Annotated in this window: 20 protein-coding genes and 1 tRNA gene; 8 read left to right on the top strand and 13 right to left on the bottom strand. The window is 64.5% G+C overall.

The annotated features are described in order from the left end of the window. Nucleotides 1-176 precede the first annotated feature (176 nt). The 3 genes from J2X67_RS09000 to J2X67_RS08990 all read left to right on the top strand — a co-directional run bounded on the left by J2X67_RS09000 (nt 177) and on the right by J2X67_RS08990 (nt 5,421). Entirely contained in the window at nt 177-3,569 is a 3,393-nt protein-coding gene (locus J2X67_RS09000; protein ID WP_309952328.1) for an ATP-binding protein, read from the top strand. Then, nucleotides 3,547-4,452, top strand: a complete 906-nt coding sequence (locus tag J2X67_RS08995; RefSeq protein ID WP_309952326.1) for a response regulator transcription factor — start codon at nt 3,547-3,549, stop codon at nt 4,450-4,452. Before J2X67_RS09000 ends, J2X67_RS08995 begins: the two co-directional genes overlap by 23 nt. 150 nt (nt 4,453-4,602) lie before the next feature. Next, nucleotides 4,603-5,421: a substrate-binding domain-containing protein gene (locus J2X67_RS08990; RefSeq protein WP_309952325.1), complete on the top strand. Its 819-nt coding sequence runs from the start codon at nt 4,603-4,605 to the stop codon at nt 5,419-5,421. A gap of 41 nt (nt 5,422-5,462) precedes the next feature. Here J2X67_RS08990 and J2X67_RS08985 read toward each other — a convergent pair whose 3' ends face one another. The 4 genes from J2X67_RS08985 to J2X67_RS08970 form a co-directional block, all read right to left on the bottom strand. Next, nucleotides 5,463-7,670: a response regulator gene (locus tag J2X67_RS08985; RefSeq protein ID WP_309952322.1), complete on the bottom strand. Its 2,208-nt coding sequence runs from the start codon at nt 7,668-7,670 to the stop codon at nt 5,463-5,465. Beyond that, nucleotides 7,663-8,121, bottom strand: a complete 459-nt coding sequence (locus J2X67_RS08980; RefSeq protein ID WP_309952321.1) for a response regulator — start codon at nt 8,119-8,121, stop codon at nt 7,663-7,665. Before J2X67_RS08980 ends, J2X67_RS08985 begins: the two co-directional genes overlap by 8 nt. Continuing rightward, nucleotides 8,114-10,339 (bottom strand): ATP-binding protein, encoded by a 2,226-nt coding sequence (locus J2X67_RS08975; RefSeq protein ID WP_309952320.1) that lies wholly within the window; start codon nt 10,337-10,339, stop codon nt 8,114-8,116. The genes J2X67_RS08980 and J2X67_RS08975 overlap by 8 nt, the downstream gene beginning before the upstream one ends. A 130-nt stretch (nt 10,340-10,469) precedes the next feature. Then, nucleotides 10,470-11,087 carry a biliverdin-producing heme oxygenase gene (locus J2X67_RS08970; protein ID WP_309952318.1) on the bottom strand — a complete coding sequence of 206 codons (618 nt, stop codon included), beginning with the start codon at nt 11,085-11,087 and terminating at the stop codon, nt 10,470-10,472. Nucleotides 11,088-11,288: 201 nt separating this feature from the next. On the opposite strand from J2X67_RS08970, the gene J2X67_RS08965 reads away from it, so the two are divergent. Continuing rightward, nucleotides 11,289-12,041 carry an ABC transporter substrate-binding protein gene (locus J2X67_RS08965; protein WP_309952315.1) on the top strand — a complete coding sequence of 251 codons (753 nt, stop codon included), beginning with the start codon at nt 11,289-11,291 and terminating at the stop codon, nt 12,039-12,041. Between the two features lie 39 nt (nt 12,042-12,080). On the opposite strand, the gene J2X67_RS08960 is transcribed toward J2X67_RS08965, so the two are convergent. From J2X67_RS08960 to alaS, 4 genes are all read right to left on the bottom strand, one after another. Continuing rightward, entirely contained in the window at nt 12,081-12,491 is a 411-nt protein-coding gene (locus tag J2X67_RS08960; protein WP_309952313.1) for a hypothetical protein, read from the bottom strand. A gap of 11 nt (nt 12,492-12,502) precedes the next feature. Further along, nucleotides 12,503-14,722, bottom strand: coding sequence for a M1 family metallopeptidase (locus J2X67_RS08955; protein WP_309952310.1), 2,220 nt, complete (start codon nt 14,720-14,722; stop codon nt 12,503-12,505). 670 nt (nt 14,723-15,392) lie between these two features. Further along, complete coding sequence (locus J2X67_RS08950; RefSeq protein ID WP_309952309.1) at nt 15,393-16,424, bottom strand: 2-dehydropantoate 2-reductase; 1,032 nt, start codon at nt 16,422-16,424, stop codon at nt 15,393-15,395. After that, nucleotides 16,424-19,048, bottom strand: coding sequence for an alanine--tRNA ligase (alaS, locus tag J2X67_RS08945; protein WP_309952307.1), 2,625 nt, complete (start codon nt 19,046-19,048; stop codon nt 16,424-16,426). The genes J2X67_RS08950 and alaS overlap by 1 nt, the downstream gene beginning before the upstream one ends. 259 nt (nt 19,049-19,307) lie before the next feature. Between alaS and J2X67_RS08940 the strand changes: the two genes are divergently transcribed. Together J2X67_RS08940 and J2X67_RS08935 are read left to right on the top strand one after the other, a co-directional pair. Then, nucleotides 19,308-20,129, top strand: coding sequence for a ferritin-like domain-containing protein (locus J2X67_RS08940; RefSeq protein ID WP_309952306.1), 822 nt, complete (start codon nt 19,308-19,310; stop codon nt 20,127-20,129). Nucleotides 20,130-20,224: 95 nt separating this feature from the next. Beyond that, on the top strand, nt 20,225-20,623 hold the full coding sequence (locus tag J2X67_RS08935) for a hypothetical protein (RefSeq protein WP_281148463.1): 399 nt from the start codon (nt 20,225-20,227) through the stop codon (nt 20,621-20,623). Between the two features lie 49 nt (nt 20,624-20,672). Here the strand turns inward: J2X67_RS08935 and J2X67_RS08930 are convergent, their stop codons facing one another. From J2X67_RS08930 to J2X67_RS08920, 3 genes are all read right to left on the bottom strand, one after another. Next, nucleotides 20,673-20,972 (bottom strand): hypothetical protein, encoded by a 300-nt coding sequence (locus J2X67_RS08930; RefSeq protein ID WP_309952304.1) that lies wholly within the window; start codon nt 20,970-20,972, stop codon nt 20,673-20,675. A gap of 89 nt (nt 20,973-21,061) precedes the next feature. Further along, entirely contained in the window at nt 21,062-21,637 is a 576-nt protein-coding gene (locus tag J2X67_RS08925; protein WP_309952302.1) for a hypothetical protein, read from the bottom strand. A gap of 59 nt (nt 21,638-21,696) precedes the next feature. After that, nucleotides 21,697-22,524: a class I SAM-dependent methyltransferase gene (locus J2X67_RS08920; protein ID WP_309952300.1), complete on the bottom strand. Its 828-nt coding sequence runs from the start codon at nt 22,522-22,524 to the stop codon at nt 21,697-21,699. 334 nt (nt 22,525-22,858) lie between these two features. Here J2X67_RS08920 and J2X67_RS08915 point away from each other — a divergent pair. Together J2X67_RS08915 and J2X67_RS08910 are read left to right on the top strand one after the other, a co-directional pair. After that, nucleotides 22,859-22,932: transfer RNA gene (locus J2X67_RS08915), tRNA-Gly, on the top strand. A gap of 254 nt (nt 22,933-23,186) precedes the next feature. Further along, a complete protein-coding gene (locus J2X67_RS08910) occupies nt 23,187-24,419 on the top strand; it encodes an acyl-CoA dehydrogenase family protein (RefSeq protein ID WP_309952298.1) in 1,233 nt (410 codons plus the stop codon). Between the two features lie 41 nt (nt 24,420-24,460). On the opposite strand, the gene J2X67_RS08905 is transcribed toward J2X67_RS08910, so the two are convergent. Together J2X67_RS08905 and J2X67_RS08900 are read right to left on the bottom strand one after the other, a co-directional pair. Next, the gene (locus J2X67_RS08905) at nt 24,461-25,228 is read right to left on the bottom strand and encodes a TIGR04325 family methyltransferase (protein WP_309952296.1); all 768 of its coding nucleotides are present in this window, start codon (nt 25,226-25,228) and stop codon (nt 24,461-24,463) included. A 37-nt stretch (nt 25,229-25,265) separates the two neighbouring features. Next, nucleotides 25,266-26,120, bottom strand: coding sequence for a class I SAM-dependent methyltransferase (locus J2X67_RS08900; RefSeq protein WP_309952294.1), 855 nt, complete (start codon nt 26,118-26,120; stop codon nt 25,266-25,268). Between the last annotated feature and the right edge of the window lie 497 nt (nt 26,121-26,617).

Raw genomic sequence — 26,617 nt, 5'->3', positions numbered from 1 at the left:
ATGGCTGGTACTTTAGAAATCACCCGCGCTGCCGCGAATACGTCATTCAACGTAGCGGCCGAAGGCGCCCGGGCCCGCAGACTCGCAAGCCGTGCACAGGGCCGAAAAGCACGCAGGGAGCGCTTCTTGCTCTGCTGCCATCCATGCCGCCTACGCTCTTGCCGCAAGACCCCACCATGCAACCCGTCACCGGCCAGAAGATCTTTCGCATCCGCCGCGACTACAACGCGTGGGTCGCGAACGAAACGCTGGAGGACTACGCGCTGCGCTACACGCCGCGCAGCTTTCGCAAGTGGTCGGAGTTCCGCGTGGCCAACGCGGCGTTCGGTGCCACCTCGTTCCTGGCGCTGGAGGCCATTGGCGGAGCCATTGCGCTGAACTACGGTTTCTCGAACGCGCTGTGGGCCATCCTGGTGGTGGGGCTCATCACGTTTCTCACGGGCCTGCCCATTTCGTACTACGCCGCAAAGCACGGCGTAGACATGGACCTGCTCACCCGCGGCGCAGGCTTCGGCTACCTGGGCTCCACCCTCACCTCGCTCATCTACGCGAGCTTTACCTTCATCTTCTTCGCGCTCGAGGCGGCCATCCTCGCGCTGGCGCTGCAGCTGTACATCGACTGGCCGCTGCCGCTGCTGTACCTGCTCTCTTCGATCGTGATCGTTCCACTGGTCATGCGCGGCATCACGCTCATCTCGGGCCTGCAGTTATGGACGCAGCCGATCTGGATCGTGCTGTTCATCTGCCCCTTCGTTGCGGTGCTGGTCAAGAAGCCCGAGCTCTATGCCGACTTCACCGGCCTGGTGGGCCGCACGTCCGACAGCAGCGGCTTCGACCCGCTGATGTTCGGCGCTGCAGCCACGGTGGCCTTCTCGCTGGTGGTGCAGATAGGCGAGCAGGTCGACTACCTGCGCTTCCTGCCCGAGAAGACGGCCGCCAACCGGGGCCGCTGGTGGGCTGCGGTGCTGGTGTCGGGGCCGGGCTGGATCGTGCCGGGCATGCTCAAGATGATGGGCGGCGCCTTCCTCGCCTTTCTGGCGCTGCAGCACGAGATTCCGGGCAAGCACGCGATAGAGCCCACGCTGATGTACCTCACCGGCTTTTCCTACGTGCTGCGCGATCCGGCCTGGGTGCTGGCAATCACCACCCTCTTCGTGGTGGTGTCGCAGATGAAGATCAACCTGACCAACGCCTATGCGGGCTCGCTGGCCTGGTCCAATTTTTTTGCGCGGCTCACGCACAGCCACCCGGGCCGCGTGGTGTGGCTGGTTTTCAACGTGGTGATCGCCATCCTGCTGATGACGCTGGGCGTGTTTGCGGCGCTGGAACACGTGCTGGGCTTCTACAGCAACATTGCCATTGCATGGGTCGGCGCGCTGGTGGCCGATCTGGTCATCAACAAGCCACTGGGCTGGAGCCCGCGCACCATCGAGTTCAAGCGCGCGCACCTCTACGACATCAACCCCGTGGGCCTGTGCGCGATGCTGGTGGCGGCTGCGCTTGCCATGCTGGCCTACTCCGGCGTGCTGGGGCAATGGGCGCGGGCGTTCTCGCCATTCATTGCGCTCATCACGGCACTGGCCGTTTCGCCGTTGCTCGCGTGGCGCACGCGCGGGCGCTACTACCTGGCGCGCACCGACATCCAGCGCTGGACGCCGGGGCAGATGGTCAAGTGCTCGGTGTGCGACAACAGCTTCGAGTCGGAAGACATGGCGCATTGCCCGGCCTACAGCGCGCCGATCTGCTCGCTGTGCTGCACGCTCGAATCGCGCTGCCACGACCGCTGCAAGACCGAGTCGCGCGCCGCCGAGCAGATGAGCGGCTGGCTCAAGGCGCTGCTGCCTCCGGCGCTTTCGGCGCGGCTCAATTTTCGGGTGGCGCACTACCTGATGGTGGCCACCTCGCTCGTCGCGCTGCTGGCCACGGTGATGGGCGTGGTGTATGCGCAAGAAACCATCACGGGCTCCGATGCCATGGACCCCGCCTTGCGCAGCGCCTTTCTCAAGGTGTTTGCGCTGCTCTCGCTGGTGGCTGCGGTGGCCGCGTGGTGGATTGTGCTGGGCAGCGAGAGCCGGCAAATGGCGCAGGAAGAATCGAACCGGCACAACCACCTGCTCACCGTAGAGATCGAGGCGCACCGGCGTACCGACGCCGCCCTGCAAACCGCCAAGGAAGCAGCCGAGGCCGCCAACCAGGCGAAGACGCGCTACGTGGCCGGCATGACGCACGAACTGCGAACGCCGCTGAACAGCATCCTCGGCTACTCGCAGATCCTGCTCAAGGGCGAAGCCGTGGCGCCGCCGCGCGAAGCGGTGCAGACCATACAGCGCAGCGGCGAGCACATGCTCGGGCTGATCGACGGGCTGCTCGACCTGGCGCGCATAGAGGCCGGCCGCCTGCAACTGGAGCCGGCGCCGCTCGCACTGCCCGCCTTCCTGGACGAGGTGGTGCACATGGTGCGGCCGCAGGCCGAGAACAAGGGCCTTGCGTTCGTGTACACCCACAGCGGCAGGCTGCCGCCCTGGGTGCATGCCGACGCCAAGCGGCTGCGGCAAATTCTCATCAACCTGCTGGCCAACGCGGTGCGCTTTACCGACACCGGCACGGTCACGCTGCATGTGGATGCGCGGCGCGAAGTGCTGCGCTTCGACGTGGTCGACACCGGCATCGGCGTGGCGCCGCAAGACCACCAGCGCATTTTTCTGCCGTTCGAACGCGGGGCCGCGGGCCGGCGGCGAGGTGAGCCGGGCACGGGCCTTGGCCTCACGATTACCGGCCTGCTCACATCGCTCATGGGCGGCGAGCTGGCCCTGGCTGCCACCTCGCCCGCAGGCAGCACATTCAGCGTGCGCGTCTATTTGCGCGAGGTGGCCGACCCCGGTCCGCAGGCGCAAGCCGGTGCGCTGCGGCGGCTGGTGTCGGGCTACATCGGCGAGCGGCGCACCCTGCTGGTGGTCGACGACCAGCCGGTGCAGCGGCAAATGCTGGCCGGCATGCTGGTGCCGCTGGGCTTCGAGGTGCGCGAGGCCGCGAGCGGCACCGAGTGCCTCGACAGCCTGCGCGAAAACCTGCCCAGCGCAATTCTCCTGGACCTGACCATGGACGACATGGACGGCTGGCAAACCGCTGCCCTGGTGCGCGCCTCGGGCTTCAGCGGCATTCCGATCATCATCGTCTCGGCCAACATGTTCGAGAACCAGACCGAGCTTCTGCGCGCCGCCAGTTGCCAGGCGTTCGTAGGCAAGCCGGTGATCGAATCGGAGCTGATTGCCACTCTGGAGCGCCATCTCGGGCTCGAATGGCTGGCGCTGAACGAAGCCATGCCGCCCACGGCCGAGCCAGCGCCCCGGCCGGAGCAGCTCGCTCTTTCCGAAGACGACCGCGCAGAGCTGATGCGGCTCGTGCAAATGGGCCACGTGCGCGGCCTGCACCAGGTGCTCGACCGGCTTGCCGCCGCCTCTCCCCCTGCGGCCGCAACCTGCACTTGGCTGCGCGGCATGGTGACCCGCTTCGAACTCGACAATCTCCGCAAGGCACTCGCAGAAGATGCAGACACTCTCACCCCCTGAAACCGAACGCCCTGTGGTGCTGGTGGTGGACGACGCACCCAGCAGCCTCGGCATGCTGTGCGACACGCTCGAATCGAGCGGCTACACCGTGCTGGTTGCCGCTGACGGCGAGGCCGCGCTGCAGCGCCTTGAACTGGTGGTGCCCGATGCCATCCTGCTCGACGGGCTGATGCCCGGCCTCTCGGGCTTCGAGACCTGCCGGCGCATCAAGGCCAACGCGGCGCTCGCGCACATTCCGGTGCTCTTCATGACCGGCCTTTCAGAAACGGCACACGTGGTCGAGGGCTTCGAGTGCGGCGGCGTCGATTACGTGGTGAAGCCCATTCGCGCGCAGGAAGTGCTCGCGCGGCTTCACACGCACACGCGCAACGCGCGCATCACCCGCATGGCGCGCGACGCTGTCGACGTGGCCGGCATGGGCGTTGTTTTTGTCGATGCGCACGGGCGCATCGCATGGCGTTCTCCGCAAGCCGCGCTGTGGCTGCACGCCATGGATGCACCGCCCGCAGCGGGCCTGCTGCCGGCGTCGCTGGGGCCTGTGCTCGCGCAAGGCGCCGCAATAGCCCTGACGACGGCCGCAGGCACGCGGCTCTCGGTGCGCAACCTCGGCGCCGCGGCACTCGGCGAAACCATGCTGCTTTTTGCGGTGCAGCGCGAAAGTGCGGCCGGCATTTCTTCGGCACGGCTCGCCGAAGCGGCGCTGACGCCGCGAGAGACAGAGGTGCTGTCGTGGCTTGCCAAGGGCAAGACCAACCGCGACATCGGCGAAATCCTCGGCACCAGCCCGCGCACGGTCAACAAGCACCTGGAGCACATCTTCGAGAAGCTCGGCGTGGAAACGCGCGCAGCCGCGGCGGCGTTGGCGAGCGGACAACTGGCCTGATGAAAAGCCCGCGTTGACGAGGCCGAAGCTCCGGCATGTAATCCAAAGGCTTCATAGCAGGCCACTCCCCTCGGTACTTACCCCAAAAATGCTGAGGGCTGAATGACAGCCTTGCTGCCTACGATGGGCGTGAACCATTCAGGAGACATCATGAAGACCCAGCCTTTCTCGTTGCATCGCCTTACCCGCCGCGCGGCCCTGCTGGCCGCTGCGGCCGCACTTGCCGGTTGCGGAAGCTTCGGCAAGCAGCAACCGGCCGGCGGCGACATCCATGTGATGACCTCGGGCGGCTTCACTGCCGCCTACAACGATCTGCGCCCCGGCTTCGAGCGCAGCAGCGGCTACACGGTCAAGACTGCCTATGGCGCCTCGATGGGCAACGCCGAAGACTCGATTCCAAGCCGCCTGTCGCGCAACGAACCGGCCGACGTGGTGATCCTTGCGCGCCCGGCGCTCGACGCGCTGGTGGCGCAAGGCAAGGTGGTGCCGGGGAGCCAGGTCGACCTGGTGCGCTCTGCCATTGGCTTTGCGGTGCGCAAGGGCGCGCCCAAGCCCGACATCTCCACCGTCGATGCGCTCAAGCGCACGCTGGTGGCTGCGCCTTCCATCGCCTATTCGGCCAGCGCAAGCGGCACTTACTACGAGACCGAGCTGCTCAAGAAGCTCGGCATCGAAGACCAGGTCAAGCCAAAGAGCAAGCGCATTCTGAGCGAGCGCGTGGGCACCGTGGTGGCGCGCGGCGATGCGGCACTGGGGCTGCAGCAGGTGAGCGAACTGCTGCCGATCGAGGGCATCGACTACATCGGCCCGCTGCCCGCCGAGGTGCAGCGCAACACGGTGTTCTCTGCAGGTATTGCGACCGCATCGAAGCAGCCGGAAGGCGCGCGCCAGCTGATTCGCTATCTCAACTCTCCGGCCGCGGCGCCCACGATCTCGAAGACCGGGCTGGAGCCGCTCACGGCCCGCTGACGCCCCCCGGCCGCGTGGTGCCAGCAAGGCCCTGGCGAAACCTAGCGAGACTCGATCAGTTCCTTCACGCGCCGCGCGAGCACGTCCATCTCGAAGGGCTTGGTCATCACATGCATGCCGGGGTCGAGGTGGCCGTGGCTCAGCACCGCGTTCTCGGCATAGCCGGTAATGAACAGTACCTTGAGCCCGGGCCGCGCGGTGCGCGCCGCATCGGCCACCTGCCGGCCGTTCATGCCGCCGGGCAGGCCCACGTCGCTCACAAGCAGGTCGATGCGCTGGCGCGGCGACTGCAATATGCGCAGCGCGCCCGCACCGTCGCCGGCCTCCAGCGTGGCGTAGCCCAGGCCGCGCATCACTTCGACAATGATCATTCGCAGCGCGGGCTCGTCGTCGACCACCAGCACCGTGTCCCCCTGGTCGGCGCGCGGCGCAAGCGGCGCCTCCACCGGTTCGCTCGCGGCCTCTTCCTGCGCGTCGTGGCGCGGCAGGTAGATGCTCACCGAGGTGCCCTTGCCCGGCTCGGAATAAATGCGCACCTGTCCGCCCGACTGCTTGGCAAAGCCGTAGATCATCGAAAGCCCCAGCCCCGTGCCCATGCCGATGGGCTTGGTCGTAAAGAAGGGGTCGAAGGCGCGCGCCACCACCTCGGGCGTCATGCCCACGCCGTTGTCGCTCACGGTCAGCGACACGTATTGCCCCATGGGCATGTCGCGTTCCTTGGCGGTACGCGCATCGACCCAGCGGTTGGCGGTTTCAATGACCAGCTTGCCGCCTTCGGGCATGGCGTCGCGCGCGTTGATGCACAGGTTGAGCAGCGCGTTCTCCAACTGGCTCGGATCGGCATGCACGTTCCACAGCCCCACTGCGGCCACGCGCTCCAGCTCGATCTCGGGGCCGAGCGTGCGGCGCAGCAGCTCTTCCATGTCCGACACCAGCCGGTTGGCGTTGAGCGGCTTGGGCTCCAGCGTCTGGCGGCGCGAGAAGGCGAGCAACCGGTGCGTGAGCGCGGCCGCGCGCTTGACCGCGCCCTGCGCCACGCCGATGTAGCGCTCCAACTCGGCGGGCTGCCCGTCGATGGCACGCCGGCGCATCAGTTCGAGGCTGCCGCTGATGGCCGCCAGCAGGTTGTTGAAGTCGTGCGCGAGCCCACCCGTGAGCTGGCCCACGGCCTCGAGCTTCTGGCTTTGGCGCAACTGCTCACGCGCGGCCTCCAGTTCGGCGGCACGTTCTTCGACCTGCCGCTCCAGCGATTCGGCGAAGGCCTGCAGTTCGATCTGCGCCTCGCGCCGCGCAATGGCCGAGCGCACCCGGTCGCCGGTCTCGCGCACAAAGTCGAGTTCGTCCTGCGTCCACTCGCGCGCCTGCCCGTGGTTGAGGTAGAGCAGCCCGACCAGCCCGCCGCGCTCGGTAAGCGGCATGTTGACGACCGCGCGGGCGGTAAGGGCCACAAGCGCGTCGGCGTTGTCGCGGGTGCGCGGGTCGAGCCGCGCATCGGCAAAGGCCACGGTTGCGCCGCGCTGCAGGTCTTCAATATAGGAACCGTAGTCGCGAAAATGCAGCAGGCCCGCAAGGCTGGCAACACCGGGCGCGGTCCAATCGCGGTCGATCGATATCGTCTCGGCGGCCTTGTCCACCAGCCCGTAGCCCGCACGGTCCACGCGAAGGCGCTCGCCCAGCATGGCCGATGCGACGTAGGCAATCTCGGCGGGGGAGTCGATGTCGCGGATGCGGTCGCCCAGCTCCATCAGCGCAAGCCTGCGCAACTCGGCCTCGCGGAAGGCCTCGTTCGCTGCCTGCAACTGGGATTCCGCCACGCGCTTGGCGTGGCGGTCGGCGGCCTCCTTGAGGGCGCGGTCGAGCACCACCGGCAGGCGCGTGAGCCGCCCCTTGCTCACATAGTCGGTTGCGCCGCGCTTGAGCAGTTCGACCGCGTTGTCCTCGCCGATCACCCCCGAGACGAAGACGAAAGGCGTCTCGGGCGCCATGCGCTGCGCGATCTCGAGCGCCTCGGCGCCCGAGAAGCCCGGCAGTTCGTAGTCGGACAGGATGAGCGAAGGGCTGCGCTCGGCAAGTGCCGCGACAAAGTCGCGCTCGTCGCGCACGGCCCTCGTTTGCGCCTGCGGCAGCGCGGCCAGAAGGGCCTCGCCCAAAAGCTCCGCGTCGAAGCGCGAGTCCTCGAGGATCAGCACGTCGATGGTGGCGGGCATGACGGCCTCGTTCGGCCCGCTTGCGACGCTGCGGCTATTCATTTCGGCGCGCCGCCTTCAGCGAACCTGGCGGCGGCTCGTTGAGCACCGCCCAGAAAATTCCGAGCTCGGCAATGGCCGAGACAAACTGGTCGAACGCCACAGGCTTCACCACATAGGCGTTCACGCCGAACTCGTAGCTGCGCAGCACGTCCGACTCTTCTTGCGAAGACGTGAGCATGACCACCGGAATGCTGCGCAGCCCCGAATCGGCGCGCACCGCCTGCAGCACTTCCAGGCCGGTGACCTTGGGCAGCTTGAGGTCCAGCAGGATGACGGCCGGGTTGCCTTCGGCGCGGTCGGCATATTCGCCCTCGCGCCGCAGGTAATCGAGCGCCATGGCTCCGTCGCGCAGCACGATGACATCGTTTGCAAGCTGGCTGCGCTCCAGCGCAATGAGGGTGAGCTCCAGGTCTCGCTTGTCGTCTTCGACGAGCAGGATCGGCTTAAGCATGTTGTTCTCCGTTGTCTGGCGGCGTGCCCACCGCATGGTCGTTGCCCTGTTCCCGGTTGGGCAGGACAAAGCCGAAGGTCGCGCCTTCGTCCATCACCCCCTTTGCCCACACCGTACCGCCGTGGCGCTCGACGATCCGCTTCACGTTGGCCAGGCCGATGCCCGTGCCTTCGAATTCCTCAGCCCGATGCAGCCGCTGGAACACGCCGAACAGCTTGTCGACGTACTTCATCTGGAAGCCCACGCCGTTGTCCTGAACCTCCAGGCCGTTGCCCAGCTCGCCGCGAATCGCGCGCACCGTGATGCGCTGCGGATCGCGCGTGCGCGAGTACTTGACCGCATTGGCCAGCAGGTTGCGAACGGCAACCTGCAGCAGCAGCGGATCGGCGTAGAGCGCAGGCAATGCGGCATCGACCTGCCATTCGATGCGGCGCGAGGGCTCCAGCCGCGCAAGCTCGCGCACCAGCCCATCGACGAGCGGCTTGGTGTCGACCAGGCGCTGCTTCAGCGCGGCGCGGCCCATGCGAGAAAAGTCGAGCAGCGCATCGACCATTTGCCCCGCGAAGGCGGCTGCATCCTTGACGTGTCCCAGGTACCGGTGTGCGCGTTCGCTGAGCTGGCGGCCCTCCGTTTGGGCAACCAGGTCGACATAGCCAGCGATGTGCCGCATGGGCGCGCGCAGGTCGTGCGAGACGGTGTACGAGAAGGCTTCCAGCTCCTTGTTGACGCGGCCAAGCTCGGTGGCCACGGCCGCCAGTTCTTCGGCGCGGCGCAGCACCACGCCAATGAGGGCCTGGCGCAGCTCGACTGCGGCGCCCACCTCGGCCGAGGTCCAGGCCGCCGAGCGTCCGCGCACCTCTTCGGCCCAGCTTGCGAAGCTCAACCGCGGATGAATGCGGCCGCTCTCGGCCGCCCTTGGCTTTTGCGGATTGCCGGCCCACTGGATCGTCTGCACGATCTCCGGCCGAAACCACAGGATGAGGTGCCGGTGTACCTGCGAGATCGAGATTGCGAGCACGCCCGCCGCCACACTCCGAAACTCGCCCGCGGGCGCGAAGTGTGCGGGCAGTTCGCTGCTTTCGTAGACTTCCGTGCCGATGCCGGCAATCCAGCCGGCAAGCTCGAGCACCTGCGCGCGCGTCGGCACGTCGCCCACGCTCCAGACCTCGTCGTCGCGCACCACGGCCGCACCGGTAGCGCGTGCAAGGCGCAGCATGAGCGAGGGCTCCGCCACCAGGCGCTGCAGCGTGGAGTCGCTGTCCGACAGGTGCGAGACGATCTGCAGCGTGAGCTGACGCAGCTCCAGCCGCTCGGCCACGGCAACGTTGCTTTCTTTCGAATGGATCTGCAAGGACAGCAGTTGGCCCAGGTGCTCGCAGGCGAGCCGTGTGCCGGTGTCCAGAAAACGCGGCCGGTGGTCGTGGCAAGAGATAAGGCCCCACAGCTTGCCGTCGATCACGATCGAAACCGACATGGACGCGAGCGTGCCCATGTTGCGCATGTACTCGAGGTGTATCGGCGAGACGCTGCGCAGCTGCGCCTGCGAAAGGTCGAGATCGGCCGCGGTGAGCGCCGGGTCGTCGGCGCGCAGCGGTACCGGGGTGTAGGCAGCGTCGGCGATGAGCCGGAACTGGTTGACCAGGTAGAGCGCGCGCGCCTGCTGCGGAATGTCCGAAGCCGGGAAGCGGTGGCCGGTGTAGCTGTCGTAGCCTGGGTCGGCTTCTTCGGCCAGCACCTCGCCGTGCCCGGCCGCATCGAAGCGGTAGATCAGGCAGCGGCCGAAGCCGGTCAGGCGCTTCATCTCGGCGGCGGCCAGTTGCGTGAGCTGTTCGAGCGTGGACGCCTCCTGCAGCTTCGGCAGGAAGACGCGCCCGAGCGAATAGATCGGCGCCTCGTTGCCGGCAGTGGGCAGCGCGGCCTCGAACTCGGCGAACAGGTGGCGGTCGCTGCGGTGCGCGGCCACGTCGAAGGTTTCGTCGGCCACGCGCAGCGTCCCCAGCGAAACCGGCCTGGCACCTGGTTCGAGCGCCGGAAGCGCCATGCCGCGAACGGCCTGCTGCGCGGCTTGCAGCTGGCCGCCGGGCCAGTTGTCGCTCCATGCGACGAGCTCCAGCGAGCCAGGCTCGAACACCAGCATGCGGCCGTGCGGCTGGATCGAGCCAGGCACGCGAATCGGCTCGAGGTCGCAGGACGACAGGTCGACCTCAGGCGGCTGCAAGGTGTGGGAAGCGTGGGAAATGGGGTGGGTCGCGTGAGGCTGGGTCATTCAATCGACGCGGCCGGCGGCGCGCAAAAACGAGTGGCGGGGATCATGCCTGTGCCTATTGCGGAACCTCGTCAGCGCGTTCCTACAAGCCCTGCAGTCCAAAGCGGGGCATGAGGCTGCGAAAGCCCGCAACTGCGCCTCGGCGCGCTGCGTCGATGGCGGCCGGATCGGCCAGCGCAGCCCCGAGTTGTGCCACAAAATCCTTCCATTGCGCCGCGAGCCCTCCGGGCGCATCGACTGGCTGGAAGTAACGCATCGGATGCGGCGCGAGGCGCGGGCCAAGCCGCTTGTGCATGACCATGCCCCCAAGCTGCGAGCCTTCGAGCACGTAGGCGAGGCCCCAGGCAAAGGCGGGTTCGCGCGCGGCTTCTTCGGCCAGCCCCGGACCTATGCCATGCGAAGCGTTGTGTTGCTCGCTGCCGGCCGGTGCGCCGAGATCGTCAAGATCGAGCGCGAGCGCTGCAAGGCGGCGGTCGGCGCGGCGGGCGCTGCGTTCGAGCCCGGGCACGCCAGAGGCGGCCAGCGCGTCTCGCACCGCCTGCAGCCACGGACGCAACGCGCGCAGGTGGTTTGCATAGTCGGCCAGAGATGCGTCGTCGCGGGCAATCGGCAGCCGGCTGTCCAGCGCCTCGTGCAGCTCGTGCGTGGCGGCGCGCAAAGGACGTAGAACATGGGCAATGTCGGGCGGGTTGCTCGTCATGAAACAGGGAAATCTGCAAGTCGAAGGGAACGGCACGAAGGCTCTATCCGGGGTATGCCGAGCCTACCTAAACACCGTGCCCCGCCGGTGGGCCTGCTTCGCTTTTGGCAGTAGGAAATCCGGCCGGCCCACCCGTAAACTGATGGCTTCCCGCCGGCATGTCCGCCCTGCCATCTGAACTTTTCTGGACGAAACCACGCCATGACGCAGCCGAAGCCCTCCCCTGCCCTTGTGTCCGCTTTTGCGCCCGGCGGCACGCTGCGCGCTTCCATCAACCTCGGCAATCCGATCCTCGCCAGCAAGGACGCGGCCACGGGCGAGCCGGTGGGAGTGTCGATCGACCTCGCGCGGGAGTTCGCACGGCGGCTTGGCGTGGGCATCGAGCTGGTGGTTTTCGAAAAGGCAGCGGCGTCGGTCGATGCCGTCAGGAACGAGAAGGCCGACATCGGCTTCTTCGCCATCGACCCCGCCCGCAGCGAAGGGCTGCTCTTTACAGCGCCCTATGTTCTCATCGAAGGCAGCTACCTGGTGCGCAGCGCATCGGAGCTTGCCGACAACGCGCAAGTCGATCGCGCGGGCGTGCGGATTTCAGTCGGTGCAGGCAGTGCCTACGACCTGTTCCTGACGCGCGAGATCAAGAACGCAGAAATCGTTCGGCTGCAAGGCGCCCCGGCGGCACTCGCGGCATTGCGGTCAGGGCAGGTCGAGGTGGCCGCCGGCATCAAGCAACTGCTCGAGGCAGAGGCGCAGCGCGAGCCAGGGGTGCGCGTGCTGCCCGGCCGCTTCATGGTGATCCAGCAGGCAATGGGCACGCCTGCCAGCCGCGGCGCAGACGCGCGGGCGCTGCTGGCGGCGTTTGTCGAGGAGATGAAGGCCGGCGGCTTTGTCGCCGATGCGCTGGCGCGCCATCGCATCGAGGGCGCCGCTGTTGCACCTGCAGCGCCTGCGGCTTAGCCGGCCGGCCTTCGCGTTGCACAGGTCAGGGTTTTCGGCTCACAGCTTGTGGGCTTCGACCGGTCCCCGCGAATAGAACAGGAAGTACCCGGTTGCAGTGCTGAAGTCGTTCTTCTTCCAGCCGGGCGGCACCTTGAACACGCCGAGCTGCTCACTCGCAACGCCCACGAAAGCCGTGTTGCCGGTGTCGGTGGTAATCCTTTGCCAGGCCTCGCGCGTCACGGGCTGCATCTGCATCTTGGGTTCGCTCCATTCGGGCGTGCGAACCTTGTCCCGCATGATGTAGCGGCCGCCCTGGCGTTCGATCTTCACCAGCTCTTTCAGAGCGCCGTTGCTCTTGACGGCGTACACGCCGACCAGTTCGGCCTCGGGTCCGCCGCCCGGGCCGCAGCCCGACAGCAACAGGAGGGCGGACGCGCCGGCCGCAAGGTAGCTCAATGCTTTTTTCATGGCGGTGCTCCTCAGCGCTTGTCGTTCTCGCGCAGCTTCAGGCTGCCCTGGTAGCGCAATGCGTGCGGGTAGTCTTCCTTGCCGCCGGCTTCCTGAACCATCATCTTCTGCTGGCTGGCCTCTGTCTTGGCGAGCAGGGTCGACGGCAGGTTGAGAACACCCTTGATCTGGTCGTACTGCGCCTGGGTGATGCGGCCGATCGAAAGGAGACGGAATGCATCCCTCTCGATGTTGAGCAGCAGCGGCTTGTTGTCGGCAAAGTTCTGCGCCTTGGCCAGCAGATCGCTCCACGACTGCGTGCTGTAGTTGCTCACGTAGTAGTCCTGCCCGGTGGGCCCGGCAAGCACCGCGGTGCAGCCCGGAAGCTCGAGCTGCGTGGTGCTGGTGGCCATGACGAAGGTCTTGCGCTCTTGCATTGCATCGCCGTAGGCCAGCGTGACGGGAATGGTCCATGACGACGCCGGATAGGCGTTCTGGTTGGGGAACGGCTCCTGGGCCATGGACACGAAGGTGCGGTCGCCCGCGCATTGCGCATCCACGGTGAGCAGCGGCACGCCGGTCTGCCGGATGAAGCTGTCGCCGATGTCGGCCACCTTCTTTCCGCCGCTCGCCTTTTCAATGGAGTTCCACAGCCGCGACGGCGTGGCATTGCCGAACGCATAGTCTTTCAGGTAGAGCTGCAGGCCCTTCTGCATTGCTTCTTCGCCAATGTAGTTCTGCACCATTTCCAGCACATGGCTACCCTTGTTGTAGACAAAGATCGACGGGCTGATGAAACCGAAAGAGCCCGCATCGTTCAGGTTGCGCTGCACCGGCACCGCGGTGTCCTTCAGGTCGGCCACGATCACGCTGTGCTTGTCGAGCACGTAGTCCGAAAAGCTGTAGTAGTTCGGGTGAAACTTGATCGTGGTGCGGCGGTCGAACCAGCGCGCGAACGACTCGTTGAGCCACACGTTGTCCCACCAGTCGAGCGTGACCAGGTCGCCGAACCACTGGTGCGCAATTTCATGCGTGACCACCGTGACCGAATACAGCGTGGGCGTGTCGCCGGGCTTGGTGAGCACGCGATCGGCAAACTCGAAGATCGAGCCCCAGTTTTCCATACCCCCAAAGCCGGTGTTCGGCTTGTTGTTGTAGCTGTCGTTGGCGGCCACGGTGTCGAACTTCTTGAACGGCAGCGGAATGCCGGTGTAGTTGTAGTAGTAGTCCATGGCCACCTTGGTCCACTCCATTGCAAAGGTGGCCCAGGTGGAGCGGCCCGGCGGCGTGAACCAGCGCAGCGGCATTTCGCTGCCGTCCAGAGGGCTCTTGAAGGTGTCCGAAAGAATGTCGAACTTGCCGCCGCCGAAGAAGGTGAGGTACATCGGCATGGAGGGTGTCTTTTCGAACGACACCTGCTGGTAGCCGTCGGGCAGCTTGACGGCCGATTTTTGCGCGGCGTTCGACACGGTTTGCCAATCGCCCGGCACCTCGGCCGAAATCTCGAATGTGTGGCGGAAGGCCGGCTCGTCCCAGCCCGGGAACCATTGGCGTGCGTAGTTGGTTTCGCCTTGCGTCACGATCGCGTCGCTGCTCACGCCCTCTGGCGTGGAAAGGCCCACCTTGAAAATGCCGGTGGCCGCCGAGCAGAACGGGTTGCGAGCCATTTCGTCGGGCGGGCAATATTCCGCATCGGAGAACTGGATCTTGCCGTCCCACTCCATGTGCAGCAGATACTTTCCCTTGGCAATCTGCCCATCGTTTCGCCGCAGCTGAACAAAGTCGCCCAGCGTCTGCGGGGTAGGAACAAGCGGAATCGCCTCGGCAGGGTTCGAGAGCTTGCGCAAGGTGGTGCGGCCATTGGCAAACTTGAGGTTATGCGCGGCCACCACGATGGCATCCACCGGCTTGAGCACTTCGATCTCCACGTCGCCGCGGCCCACAAAAGTCTTCAGTGCCGCGTCGGGCCTGAACCAGAGCTTGTAGTTGATGGGCCAGACGGTATCGGGCAGCTCCATCGGCTTGACGGACCGGTCGACCTGCGGCCCGGCTGCCGCCGGTGCGAGCGCCGGTCCGTCGTCGGGCGCCTTGGGCGAGGCCGCACTTTCCGCCAGCGGTTCTGGCGCATTCAGCGCAGTGCCCCCGAAAGAAGATTCACCGCCGCCCCCTCCGCCGCCGCAGGCCACCAGGGTGGCAAGGGTCACGGCGGTAATGGCAAGGTTGTTGACGACTGGCTTGACAAGTTTCTTCATGATGATCGCCTCTTGGTAAAGACAGGCACCGCCCCGCATGTACCGGCGGATAGCCGGTGTGGCGCGAGCGCGCAAAAAAGGAATGAACGGATGGAATGAAAAGCACGTCGAACAGGCGGGGCGGCACCGCACCCTCCCGGCGAACGAAACGTTCGCAGGACAACGCGAGCTACATGCCTGTTTTTCTTGAGCCGGCACGGCACGCGCGTGCCGCACCGAACCCACCGCCTTCAGGCGGGTGGTCCGAGGATGCGGGGGGCGAGGGGTTCCATTCCCGTCGATGCGCGAGGGCTATGGAATGGCTGTGCCGGGCCGGGTTGAATGCCTGGAGAGTGGGCTTAGCGCACGCGCGCCAACTCATCATTGCCGGCATGGAACCGGGGTTGCGACGGCAAGTTCTTGTGGGCTGTTATGGATAGCTTCACGTGCGCGCTCCCTCCTTGGAAGTGCGAACATTTTTAGCTGATCGCGTGCGCCCACTCAACGGATCGCGGAACTTTTCCCTCTCAAAATGTTCGCGCGCCATACGACAAAGGGAGTCATTGAATGCGTGCGCGCAATGCACTACGAAGATGGTTCCTTCTTCTTGCTGCAATCGCTTGGCTGCTCAAGAAAACAGGCGCGCGCCTTGTGACCGCACAGCCACAGATTGCATGCATTTACTGCAGCGTTAAAGCCAGAGTGCGTCTTGCAATTGCTGCGCAGTCCAGCGCCTGGGCTGCTGCGGCCACTCTTCGAGCAAAGCCGACATCCTCGCATTGCGCGGCGCTTCCATGTCCTGGTGGTGCGCAAGCCGCACGACCTCTCCGCTGAGCGCATCGATCTCTGTACGCCGGCCGAGCGCCAGGTCATCGGCCATGCTGGAGCGGGCCTTGGCATCGATGCGCAGCATGCGCGCCGCGACGATGCGAAACAGCCAGTCGGGCAGGCGCAGCACTGTCGACAGCCGGCGCGCCGGCACCGCGGCCACCTGTGCCGGTGCAATGCCGGCGCTGCCGAGCACGCCAAGCGCCTCGTCGATCAGCGCGGCAAAGCAGCAGCGGTAGCCGCGCTGCAGCAACTCCTCGCGCAGCGGCAAGCCCGAAAGCGCATTGACCGGATTGTTCAGGTTGAGCAGCAGCTTGCCCCATTGCACGGGCAGCAGGTCGGCGTACAGGTCGAGAGGTATGCCGGCACGCTCGAACACCGGCACCCAGGGCCGCAGCGCTGCGTCGTCCTTTGCGGCCAGCCGCCCTGCCGTGCCCCGGTGAAAGGCGCCCGGCGCGGTTTCAGCCACGTTGTACGGCACCATGCCGGGCAGTACACCGAGAGTGGGGCCGGCCCTCGATGCCGCGGCGCAATTGGAAATGCCGTTCTGCAGCGAAACGACCGTGGTGCCCGCCGGCAGCGCAAAGGCCAGCTCGGCGGCCGCCTCTGCCGTGGCGCCGCTCTTTACGCACAGCAGAACCAGTGCCGGCGTTGCGCCGACCGGCACCTGGTCACTCAACCGCAGGCTGGCAGCGGGCAAGCGACGCGAACCGCCTTCGAGATCGGTGAGTGCCAGGCCGTGCGCCGCAAGGCTTTGCAGCATCCGCGGGCGGCCGACAAAGGTAACGGGGACACCCGCCGCGGCAAGGCTGCCGCCGATGAAGCAACCGATGGTGCCCGCTCCCATCACCAGCACTTCGCCGGGAGGGGAGCCGAGCACCTCGGTGGAAGCCATCAGGTGCGTTCCGCCACCCAGGCCTGCACTGACTGGAGTGCTGCGGGCAGGCCCGCGGCATCGGTGCCGCCGGCCATGGCCATGTCGGCCTTGCCGCCGCCCTTGCCGCCCACTTGCTGCGCCACAAAGTTGACCAGCTCCCCAGCCTTGACCTTGCCCACCGTGTCGCTGGTAACGCCTGCGGCCACCTGCACCTTGGCGCCGTCGGCCGCAGCCAGCACGATCACCGCGGTCTTGAGCTTGTCCTTGAGCTTGTCCATGGTGTCGCGCAGCGTCTTGGCATCGGCACCGTCGAGCTTGGCGGCCAGCACCTTGATGCCGTTGACGTCGATGGCCTGCGAAACGAGTTCGTCGCCCTTGGACGATGCGAGCTTGCCCTTGAGCGAGCCCACTTCGCGCTCCAGCGCCCTCACCTGCTCCAGCACCTGGGTGAGCCGGCCCTGCAACTCTGCAGTGGGCGACTTGAGCGTGGCGGCCACGCTCTGCACGGTCGATTCGAGGTCTTGCAGGTAGCTGAGCGCATTGGCGCCGGTAACGGCTTCGATACGTCGCACGCCGGCGGCCACGCCGCCTTCGCTCACGATCTTGAACATGCCGATGTCACCGGTGCGGCCCACGTGCGTGCCGCCGCAAAGTTCGCGGCTGGTGCCGATGTCGAGCACACGAACGCTCTCGCCGTACTTCTCGCCGAACAGCATCATGGCGCCCGTCTTCTGGGCCGATTCCATGTCCATCACCCGCGCGTGCGTCTCGGTGTTGGCAAGAATCTCGGCGTTGACGCGCTTTTCGATCTCGAGGATCTGGTCGTGCGTGACCGCTGCGTTGTGCGCAAAGTCGAAGCGCGTCTTGTCGGCATCTACCAGCGAGCCCTTCTGCTGCACGTGCGTGCCCAGCACTTCGCGCAGGGCCTTGTGCATCAGGTGGGTGACCGAGTGGTTGCGCATGGTGGCGGCGCGGCGTGCGGTGTCGACGGCCGCCCTGACGGTGTCGCCCACTTTCAGCGTGCCTTGCGTCTGCGTGCCGTGGTGGCCGAACACGTCGGCCTTGATCTTCTGCGTGTCTTCAACGCCGAACTGAACGCCTTCGGCGACCAGCACGCCCTGGTCGCCCACCTGGCCGCCGCTTTCCGAATAGAAGGGCGTGGTGTCGAGAACCACGATGCCGGGCTGGCCTTCTTTCAGCTCTTGCACGGCCGCACCTTCGAAGTACAGCGCCACCACCTTGGCGTTTTCTTCGAGGTGTTCGTAGCCGGTGAAGACATTGCCCGCGCCGCCGTATTCGACGTTGCGGTCCATCTTGAACTTGCCGGCCGCGCGGCCCGCAGCCTTCTGCTTTTCCATGGCGGCGTTGAAGCCGGCTTCGTCGACACTCACGCCGCGCTCGCGGCACACGTCGGCCGAAAGATCGAGCGGAAAGCCGTAGGTGTCGTGCAGCTTGAATGCCACGTCGCCCGGCAGCGTCTTCGCGCCGTTGGCGAGCGCCGAGTCGAGAATTTCCATGCCGTTGGCGAGCGTTTCGAAGAAGCGTTCTTCCTCGGCCTTCAGCGTTTCGGTAATGCGCTTTTCATCGGCCACCAGCTTGGGGTATGCGTCGCCCATCAGCTTGACCAGGTCAGGCACCAGCTTGTGGAAGAACGGCTTCTTCTGGCCCAGCTTGTAGCCGTGGCGAATGGCCCGGCGCACGATGCGGCGCTGCACGTAGCCGCGGCCTTCGTTCGACGGTATGACGCCGTCGGCCACCAGGAACGAGGTGGCGCGAATGTGGTCGGCAATCACGCGCAGCGAGTTGTTGCCCAGGTCTTTCTCACCTGTTTCGCGAGCGGCGGCCTTGATGAGCGCGTCGAAGATGTCGATTTCGTAGTTGCTGTGCACGTGCTGCAGGATGGCCGCAAGGCGCTCCAGGCCCATGCCGGTGTCCACGCAAGGCGCGGGCAGCTTCTTGACCGAGCCGTCCGGCTGCATGTCGAACTGCATGAACACGTTGTTCCAGATCTCGATGTAGCGGTCGCCGTCTTCATCGGGGCTGCCGGGCGGGCCGCCGGGGATCTCGGGGCCGTGGTCGTAGAAGATCTCGGAGCACGGGCCGCAGGGGCCGGTGTCGGCCATCATCCAGAAGTTGTCGGACATGTAGCGACCGCCCTTGTTGTCGCCGATGCGCACCACGCGCTCCGGCGGCAGGCCGATTTCTTTCGTCCAGATGTCGTAGGCCTCGTCGTCCTCGATGTAGACCGTGGCCCAGAGTTTTTCGGCCGGCAGCTTGTAGACCTCGGTCAGCAGCTCGAAGGCCCACTTGAGCGATTCGCGCTTGAAGTAATCGCCGAAGCTCCAGTTGCCCAGCATCTCGAAGAAGGTGTGGTGGCGCGCGGTGTAGCCCACGTTCTCCAGGTCGTTGTGCTTGCCGCCGGCCCGCAGGCACGCCTGTACCGATGCAGCGCGCACGTAGGGACGCTTGTCCTCGCCCAGGAACACGTCCTTGAACTGAACCATGCCCGAGTTCGTGAACATCAGCGTCGGGTCGTTGCCCGGCACCAGCGAACTCGAGGCCACCACCGTGTGGCCCTTGGAGGCGAAGAAATCGAGAAAGGTCTTGCGGATGTCCGCGACCGTGAATGTGGGCTGGCTCATCTTTGGATTTCGTCTTCTGTCGGGGACGGCCTGGCGATGGCGACCCTCTCGTCGAACCCACTGCGTCGAACCGACCTAACTGCTTGATTTACTTGAACAAACGATTATAGGTTTGGCTACCGCCCCGCGCCTTGCCTGCCAGCGCCCGTCAGCTTGGGGTGGGCTGCGCCGCTACCATGGGCTGTCGCGGGAGAGAACCAAACGCGTTCGGCCTCGTCCTAACTGCTGTTTTCATCCCGATGCGAATCAAGGAGCACGCATGGCAGGTCATGAGGCGCCACACTGGAAAATCGAGGATCTGGAGTTTTCGCGCATTGCACGCGACAAAGTCCGGCAGGACGAAAATCTTTTCTATCTTGTCGCTTCCGCCTCCCTCATCGAGAGCGGCTCCGACCTGTACACCCATAACCTGGTCGATTTTTTCCGCGGCGACGACGAGGTTACCGCCTGGCTCGCGCAGCACTGGGAGGCCGAAGAACTGCAGCACGGCAAGGCGCTGCGCGCCTACGTCGCGCATGTGTGGCCCGAGTTCGACTGGGAAACCGCCTACCGCGGATTTCTGGAGGAATACGCCACCTATTGCAGGGTCGAGCTGCTCGCCCCCACGCGCGGGCTCGAAATGGCCGCACGGTGCGTGGTCGAAACCGGCACCGCCACCTACTACCGAGCCATGGCGCGCGCCACCTCCGAGCCCGTGCTGCGCGACCTGGCCAGCCGCATTGCGGCCGACGAGGTGAGCCACTACAAGCATTTCTACCGGTTCTTTCGCCGCTACCGCGACCAGGAGCGCCTCAGCCGCTTTCGCGTGCTCGGCACCATAGGCCGGCGCACGCTGGAGCTGAAGAGCGAAGACGCCGATTGCGCCATTCGGCACGTGGTGCGCTCCCGCTCGCCCGAGCGCGCCGATGACACGGTTTTTGTGCAGCAACTGAGTGCACGCATCAACAGCACCGTGCGCACCAACCTGAGCGCCGGCGCCACCCTCAAGATGCTGATGCGCCCGCTGGAGTTGCCGGCGGGCGTGCAAACCATGATCCAGTACCCCATCAGGCAGTTCATGGAGCATGTTTTCCTGCGGTGACTCGGGCGGCGGCAATCGCAGGCAAGGCCGAATTGGTGCACAACGGCCAGAAACTCAGATGTATACTTTCGGAGTACTTTTCCCGGTCCTGCGAAATGCCTGAATTTGCCCCAAGAAATGCCCGCCTCGAATGGGCTTCGCTGTTCGCCGCCGAATGGACGCGGCTGGCTGGCGGGCGTGCCGATCATGAATTCCTGATCGACCAGGGCCTCAGCCTGGTGCGGGTGGTGGGCGACCGCGAACCCGCCGACGTGGCGCGGCAGCACTTCGAAAACACCCCCGAGCCCGAGCAACTGGTGCGCGACCCCGAAACCAACTTCACCTCGCTGGCGGCCGAGGTAGGCATCATCAAGCCGGGCGAACGGCTCGACCAGATGCATATCGAATTCGCCCACGGCATTGCGGAACTGTGCGCCGCGGTAGGCGACGGTTATGGCGACTCGGCCTCCGCCAACGCGGGCCGGCACATCAGGGCGCTGTACGGGCCGGTTTGAAACGGCCCGGCGCCCTTTCTTCTCTTCAGCCCTTTTTCGATCGTCTTCGTCAGCCCATTTTCGGCAGGCCAAAGCCGAACCCGAACACCGGTCCGCTCTTCTTGGCGGGCTTTGCCGGCCCGGCCTCTTCATCGTCTCGCGGCCCAAGGTCGAGATCGTTGATCATCTTCTGCAGCTCCAGCAGGCCGGCGGCCATCGCGGCCTTATAGGTCTTCATCGACCTTGGCTGCTGGCGCAAGACGCTCCAGCCTTGCCCCTCTTCCTCATCGCCAAGCTCGACCAGGCGCCAGCGGTAGGCGCCCTCTTCCACCTCGATGACCGTGACAGCAATGCTTTGAAGCGTCGACATGGCCGCATGGTCGGCCATTGGCGAGCCGCGCCGTGTCGGACGAGCGCGGTTTGTGTTTGTGGCCGCAGTGCCCTGGGCGGCCCGCCCGCTCAGGTCGGTGCGCTGGGTTCTGATTCGGGTGCGGCGAAGCAAGTGCAAGCCTGAGCGTTCGGCTGATAGGGCGCACCGCATCGGCTGCATTGCTTTCGGTGGGGGTCGGTTGCCGCGGCACGTTCGCTGCGGCGGTGGCGCCTGGCCGCGCGCCATGTGGTTGCGGGGCGCATCCGCTCCGTGCGCAGCTGGGTAATTTCGGCAATTCCCTCGGGCGTGATTGCAGTTACCACCGCGGTGCGGGCCATGTTGAACTTGCCCGATGGATCGATGGCAGGTGCAATATCCGCCTCTACCAACCCCGTGGCCTTCAGAACGGACACGTGCCTGATTTCTTCCGGCTCCACGATCTCCATAGGTAACTCGACATGCTGCAGCCGCAGCAAGAAGAGCAGGTGCATTTTCTTGATCCCCTCAACGAATGCTTTTTGTTGAACCTGAGGGTGCCGGATTGTTTTGAGGGAATGTGGCGGTGTCCAGATTAGTTGGGCAAAAAAGTCGGATTTCGGGCGGGGGCGTAACCCTTCCGTTTCACGAGCCTTCGCATCCTTGGCAATGTCGGTGCTTCTAGCCACCGGCCTGATCGAAGCTGAGATTCAACAACAGAAAAGCCTAGCCAGGAGGGAGGGGATTCCTACGCAAGGCCCAACAGTCGACGCAACCAATTCTTGGGCTTCGCGGTTGCACTCCGAGCGGTGCCGAGTTCACTTATGAACCGGTCCTTTGCATAGGAATAGTCCTGAAGCGTCTGCTCGGTGCCATGCCCAACGCGCAGAAATAACTCGCCAACAAAAGCGGCATCCATCACCGCATTGTGTTTGGCGTCAAACGCCGCGAGATAGGGACTTGTCTCGCGAATCATCAGCCAGAAATCCTGACTTCGACGAAGCGCATATCCGTGCCGCTCCCCGAACGCTCGAAGCGCCTGCTCCCGATAGAAGAATATGTGTTGACCACAGTAGGGCACAAGGTATTCCCACTCGGGGCCCTGACCCTCGTAGAAAACTGTTGAAAACACGATCAAGTCAGGCTTTATCGCGAACAACTCGCCGATGGATTCGGCCGGTTGTGGAAAGTGTTCAAAAACCTCAAAAGCGGTCACCAGGCTCGGAGAAATGTCGTCCAGGCGGTTGACCTTGAAGTAGTTCGCGTATTTGGAATCGTCATAGGCGTCGTAAGCCAAGTACTTAAACCCGCTATCCCGCATCAAGCGAGTCAGCAGGCCAGCTGATCCCCCGTAGTCGATGCATTCGCGCTGTTTGTCGAAACCGATGGTCTCCAGAAGAAAGCAAAGCCGCACCCAGGTCTGCACAACTCGCGCAGCCTGTCCAACATCGACGTGCACTCCAGGGATCGCGTAGGCCTCGTCCAGCCAATGGGGGTTTTCGGTTTGCAGGCTCGCGCAGCTCTCACATTCGAAATAGTCGACCTGGTGACGGCCCAAGACCTCGTGCGTGAACATGAACCGGGACTTCGACCCGCATAGGCGACAGGTATCTTGCATAGCCGGATGCTAAACGACAAAGATCCACACTGAAGGCCGTGGGCGTCAGCTGCTGCAAGCCCTTGAACTTCAGCCATGCACGCTCCGAGGACGTCTGCGATGGGAGCCGCTTCACGGGTACGAGCGGCCGATCCCGGTCACTGCCGGTGGACTGAACTTACCCAACATTGGCAAGTTGACAGGGTGAGGCGGGGCGGCATCGGGAACACGGTCGAAGTTGAATCTTCAACTTCCCTCTGTAGAATCACCCACTCAAGTCGAGCACTCGTTAGAAATCAACGAGTTGCAAAATGCGGGTGTAGTTCAATGGTAGAACGGCAGCTTCCCAAGCTTCATACGAGGGTTCGATTCCCTTCGCCCGCTCCAGCGCTTCATCAGCCGCATCTACAGCACGCTGGTGCAAAGCAGTGCCTTGCAAGACCCTTGCGGTCTTCGATCCACCCCACCTCGCAAGAATCGGCTTAGCCCCGCGCCCGCGCGATCAGCCGCCGGTTGAAAGACGGCAACGCATCCGCCGTTGCTTCGACGCGTGCGGGACCGTCATGCAGGAGACAGCCTCCCGCCCCGCGGCCGGGCACCATCGAGGCACTCCCCAACGCCTCTCTCCGAAAGACGCCCTCATGGAATTCGCCTACACGCCCAAGGTCCAGGACTTGCGCACACGCCTGCTCGCCTTCATGGATGCACACATCTATCCGAACGAGAAGCGGCAGGCTGAAGAGGCGCATCAGTCGTATCTCAACGCGCAGAAGAACGGGGGCTTCTACACGGGCCTTCCGCTCCTGGAAGAGCTGAAGGAAAAGGCTCGTGCAGCGGGCTTGTGGAACCTGTTCCTGCCCGAGACGGCGCACGGCGCAGGCCTGACCAATCTCGAATACGCACCGCTGTGCGAGATCATGGGGCGGCGCTACTGGAGCGCCGAGGCATTCAACTGCAGCGCACCGGACACGGGCAACACAGAGGTGATCGAGCGCTACGGTTCGGCCGAGCAGAAGGCACGTTGGCTGCAGCCGCTGCTCGACGGGCAGATCCGCTCCGCCTTTGCAATGACCGAACCCGCGGTGGCATCTTCCGACGCCACCAACATTGCATGCAGCATTCGGCGCGAAGGCAATGAATATGTGATCAACGGGCGCAAGTGGTACATCACGGGCGCCATGAACGAGCGCTGCAAGCTGTTCATCCTCATGGGCAAGACGGACCCCGACAATGCCAATCGCCACCAACAGCAGTCGATGATCATCGTGCCTGCCGACACGCCCGGCATTACGGTGTTGCGGGACATGGCGTTGGTCAATCACTTCGATGCGCCCTTCGGTCATCCTGAGGTGCTGTTCGAGAACGTGCGCGTGCCTGTCGAAAACATTCTGCTGGGCGAAGGCCGCGGTTTCGAAATTGCGCAAGGCCGCCTTGGGCCGGGGCGCATTCACCACTGCATGCGCATGATCGGCATGGCGGAGTCGGCGCTTGAAATGATGTGCGAACGCGTGGTGTCGCGCGTGGCCTTCGGCAAGCCGCTGGCCGAACAGGGCGTGTGGCGCGAACGCATTGCAAAGAGCCGAATGCTGATCGACCAGACCCGATGGATGGTGCTGCACGCAGCCTGGCGCATGGACACGGTGGGCAACAAGGTGGCCGCGCAAGAGATCGCGATGATCAAGGTGATTGCGCCCAACAACTGCATTCAGGTAATCGACGATGCAATGCAAGCCTTTGGCGCCATGGGCCTGAGCCAAGACACGCTGCTGGTTAACTTCTGGGCCTATGCGCGCCACCTGCGCATGGCAGACGGCCCCGACGAAGTGCATCGCAACGCAATTGCCAAGCACGAGCTCGCACGCTACGCACGCTGATGAAAAAAGGCCTCGCGAGAGGTCTTCTCCTCCTGCCGCCCCTAGCCGGCAAGGTCGAAGCAGCACCCCGCGTAGTAAGGCTTGTCGCCGCCCTCGACAAAGGGCACTTCGATCGGCTTGCCCTCGTTGCGCCACGCGTCGCGCCGCTTGTATCCGGCGCCTCTCAATTCGGCCCACAACTCTTCGTCGTGCTGAATGCGATACGGGCACACCGCAAAACCGATGCTGTTGAGCGTGTAGATGGTTCGCTCGGGGTGAACCGCGGTCGTGTTCAGCACGATGCGCCTGGGCTTTACGGCTAGCGATGCAATGATCCTGGAGATCTGGACGGGCAAGTACTGCAGGCTGCCCGATGCATACAGCACGTCGCAACCGCTCGCATCTTCGTAGCGGGTGGTAAAGCTCAATTGCGCGGTTGCCTCGCGCCGCACGGCCAGTTCGCGCCCTGTCTGCACCACGCCCGGCACATCGCACACAGTCCAGCGCAAGTTGTCGGGATACGGCAGCACACGCTTGAACGCGTAGTACTTGATGCCCACGTGCCCGCCCAGGTCGAACACGTTCGACATGCCCGCGTCGATGGATCTGGAGAGCCAGTAAAGGCCCGGGTAGTCATAGAAATAAATCTGGTGGCTGTAGATTTCCCAGGCTGCTTCGGCGTTGTCGTAGCCCACCGCCTTTGAAGGTGGCGCGCCCGCTTCTGCGGCGGCAAAACTCTCGAACGAGCCCATGAAAAGGTTCTCGTCCTGGTTGTCCAGAAATTTCTGTTCGTATGCGCTGGGGGTCAGCGGCATCAGGGTTGAAAGCATGGTTTGGTCTCCTCATTGTTGTTGTTGCAGGGCGGCTTTACTCCGCCGCCATCGTGGGCGCGTCGCCACGTCGCTTGGCCACGCACATCAATGACAACGCACTGCCAGGCGCAGACGGCCGGCGGCCGGACAGCACATTGCCCAGCCGGTACTTCCATTGCGCCGGCCCCACCACGCCGTTCAGCGCCTCTGCGCCTATCTGGTGGTTGTGCGGATACACGTGAACATCAAAACCAAGCGGCTCCAGCGTGGCCTTGAAGAACTCCTTGGTGACTCCGTCGCCCGGCTGGTGATGAATCTCGGTTGCCAGGCCCCACGATTGCTGCGTGCCGGTTTTGTGAAAGCCATGCCGAATCGCACGGTAGACCCATAACCGTGCGTCCCACATGAGCTTGGCAATGCCCTTGTAGTCCCACGCGGTGAGCTGCGGGTCGTGGTCGGTCACCAAGAGGCCGTGCGGCTTTACGAGCCGGGCGCCTTCTCGCAGCACGGCGGCCATGTCGTCGCAGTGGTGCAGCGATGCATTGATAGCAACGATGTCGGCCACATGCGAGCGAAACGGGGTGTAGGCCGCATCGGCCAGCACCGCCGTATAGCCGAGCTTTGCAGCCAATTCCAGCGAGCCCGGGGCAACGTCCACGCCCACCAGGAGCCGCGGCTTTCCCCCCACGGTTGCAAAGATGTTCCCGGGGCCGCAGCCCAGGTCGATGACCACCTTGTCCGTCCAGTCGCCGGCGGCCGCAAGCCACCGGCTTCTGAAATGGGCGTCGCGGTGGCAAAAATCCAGGTATTCCTGAGCCCACTCCGGATTGCCAAAATAAGTGGCATTGGCAGTAATGGCAGCACTTTTTCGGTGCAGTCCGGACTCATAGTAGACCCCGGATTGCTTCAATTTCGCATTTGGCAATAAGATGTCCCGGAACATTTGTAATCCTTCAAAAGTTGCGACAATCTTGAGACAATTTATTGCGCAAGAATTACATGACTTGTGCAGCCAGGATGGAATTTTTTAATTTGGTTACAAGGTCGGATGATTATTAACAGGAGCCATTTACCCTGTTTATCCGTACATCCTTAGTTCTCTGATTTATGGCGTCGCGTTCGCGCCACTTGCAGGTTCCCGTTCAGCCCTGAAACCGCTGATTCAGGCCGAACCGCAGCACGCACAGTCCTGGTGCAATGCCGGGCTTACCAGTTTTCCATTTTGATTACGCACTGCAGCGCCAAGCAGGCGCTTTGTCATGGTTGCGTCCGAGGGAAACGGGGCGCTTGTCTCCCCTGAAAGGGGACGCATCGCTCATGCGTCTGCGCGTGGGAATTTTTACATTGGTTCCCCCGTGATCGCATCACGGCGACTGTTTTCACGCAGACGCGGTAAGCCTGTCCGTC

It is taken from the genome of Variovorax sp. 3319 (assembly GCF_031456585.1).
Taxonomy (GTDB): Bacteria; Pseudomonadota; Gammaproteobacteria; order Burkholderiales; family Burkholderiaceae_C; genus Variovorax; species Variovorax paradoxus_P.
The sequence above is the reverse complement of the archived record's forward strand: the minus strand, read 5'-3'. Positions and strand labels throughout refer to the sequence as shown.

Bases quoted from the DNA above. Each gene is read 5' to 3' on its own strand.
- J2X67_RS08970 (WP_309952318.1), bottom strand. From the start codon at position 11,087: ATGACGAGCAACCCGCCCGACATTGCCCATGTTCTACGTCCTTTGCGC.
- J2X67_RS09000 (WP_309952328.1), top strand. From the start codon at position 177: ATGCAACCCGTCACCGGCCAGAAGATCTTTCGCATCCGCCGCGACTAC.
- J2X67_RS08935 (WP_281148463.1), top strand. From the start codon at position 20,225: ATGCCTGAATTTGCCCCAAGAAATGCCCGCCTCGAATGGGCTTCGCTG.
- J2X67_RS08985 (WP_309952322.1), bottom strand. From the start codon at position 7,670: ATGAATAGCCGCAGCGTCGCAAGCGGGCCGAACGAGGCCGTCATGCCC.
- J2X67_RS08905 (WP_309952296.1), bottom strand. From the start codon at position 25,228: ATGCTTTCAACCCTGATGCCGCTGACCCCCAGCGCATACGAACAGAAA.
- J2X67_RS08965 (WP_309952315.1), top strand. From the start codon at position 11,289: ATGACGCAGCCGAAGCCCTCCCCTGCCCTTGTGTCCGCTTTTGCGCCC.
- J2X67_RS08955 (WP_309952310.1), bottom strand. From the start codon at position 14,722: ATGAAGAAACTTGTCAAGCCAGTCGTCAACAACCTTGCCATTACCGCC.
- alaS (WP_309952307.1), bottom strand. From the start codon at position 19,048: ATGAGCCAGCCCACATTCACGGTCGCGGACATCCGCAAGACCTTTCTC.
- J2X67_RS08980 (WP_309952321.1), bottom strand. From the start codon at position 8,121: ATGCTTAAGCCGATCCTGCTCGTCGAAGACGACAAGCGAGACCTGGAG.
- J2X67_RS08960 (WP_309952313.1), bottom strand. From the start codon at position 12,491: ATGAAAAAAGCATTGAGCTACCTTGCGGCCGGCGCGTCCGCCCTCCTG.
- J2X67_RS08930 (WP_309952304.1), bottom strand. From the start codon at position 20,972: ATGTCGACGCTTCAAAGCATTGCTGTCACGGTCATCGAGGTGGAAGAG.
- J2X67_RS08990 (WP_309952325.1), top strand. From the start codon at position 4,603: ATGAAGACCCAGCCTTTCTCGTTGCATCGCCTTACCCGCCGCGCGGCC.
- J2X67_RS08995 (WP_309952326.1), top strand. From the start codon at position 3,547: ATGCAGACACTCTCACCCCCTGAAACCGAACGCCCTGTGGTGCTGGTG.
- J2X67_RS08910 (WP_309952298.1), top strand. From the start codon at position 23,187: ATGGAATTCGCCTACACGCCCAAGGTCCAGGACTTGCGCACACGCCTG.
- J2X67_RS08920 (WP_309952300.1), bottom strand. From the start codon at position 22,524: ATGTTCACGCACGAGGTCTTGGGCCGTCACCAGGTCGACTATTTCGAA.
- J2X67_RS08940 (WP_309952306.1), top strand. From the start codon at position 19,308: ATGGCAGGTCATGAGGCGCCACACTGGAAAATCGAGGATCTGGAGTTT.
- J2X67_RS08950 (WP_309952309.1), bottom strand. From the start codon at position 16,424: ATGGCTTCCACCGAGGTGCTCGGCTCCCCTCCCGGCGAAGTGCTGGTG.